The following is a 961-nucleotide window of genomic DNA, read 5'->3' on the forward strand; positions in this document are numbered from 1 at the left end:
ATCCGCAGCAGCGGTTGTTGCTGGAGGCGTCCTGGGAGGCCGTGGAGAGTGCGGGGATCGATCCGCTGTCGCTGAAGGGCAGCCGGACCGGCGTCTTCGCCGGCCTCATGTACCACGACTACGCACTCGGTACGGAGGCCGCCGCGACCACCGGCGGAAGCCTGGTGTCGGGACGCGTGTCCTACACCCTGGGCCTCGAAGGCCCCTCGGTCACGGTGGACACAGCATGCTCGTCCTCGCTGGTCGCCCTGCACCTCGCCGCCCAGGCCCTCCGGTCCGACGAGTGCTCGATGGCGCTGGCCGGCGGTGTGACGGTGATGACCACGCCGGACATGTTTCTCTACTTCAGCCACCAGCGCGGTATGGCGAAGGACGGGCGTTGCAAGTCCTTCGCGGCCGATGCGGACGGGACCGGCTGCTCCGAAGGCGTCGGCGTCCTCATGCTGGAACGTCTCTCGGACGCCCGGAGGAACGGGCATCCGGTCCTGGCCGTGATCCGGGGCAGCGCCATCAACCAGGACGGCGCGTCCAGCAGCATGACGGCACCGAACGGTCCGTCTCAACAACGTGTCATCCGGGCGGCGTTGGAGAATTCCGGGTTGTCGACCGCTGATGTGGATGCGGTGGAGGCGCACGGGACGGGGACGCGGTTGGGTGATCCGATCGAGGCGCAGGCGTTGTTGGCGACGTACGGTCAGGGGCGTCCTGACAATGATCCTTTGTGGTTGGGGTCGTTGAAGTCGAACCTCGGCCACACGCAGGCGGCTGCGGGTGTGGGTGGGGTGATCAAGGCGGTTCAGGCGATCCGGCACGGCGTGCTGCCGAAGTCCCTCCATGCGGAGACGCGTTCTCCTCATGTGGACTGGTCTGCGGGTGCGGTGGAGTTGTTGACGGAGGCGCGGGTTTGGCCGGTGCGGGAGCGTCCGCGTCGGGTGGGTGTGTCGTCGTTCGGGCTGAGTGG

General features: G+C 67.8%; 1 protein-coding gene. It reads left to right on the forward strand.

Going from position 1 to position 961, the window contains the following annotated elements; all coding sequences use genetic code 11:
- Positions 1–961, forward strand: a 961-nt coding sequence (locus IEZ15_RS44055) for a beta-ketoacyl synthase N-terminal-like domain-containing protein (protein WP_189282529.1), incomplete at both ends; no start/stop codon positions are given.

This window comes from Streptomyces atratus, from assembly GCF_014648655.1.
GTDB lineage: Bacteria > Actinomycetota > Actinomycetes > Streptomycetales > Streptomycetaceae > Streptomyces > Streptomyces atratus.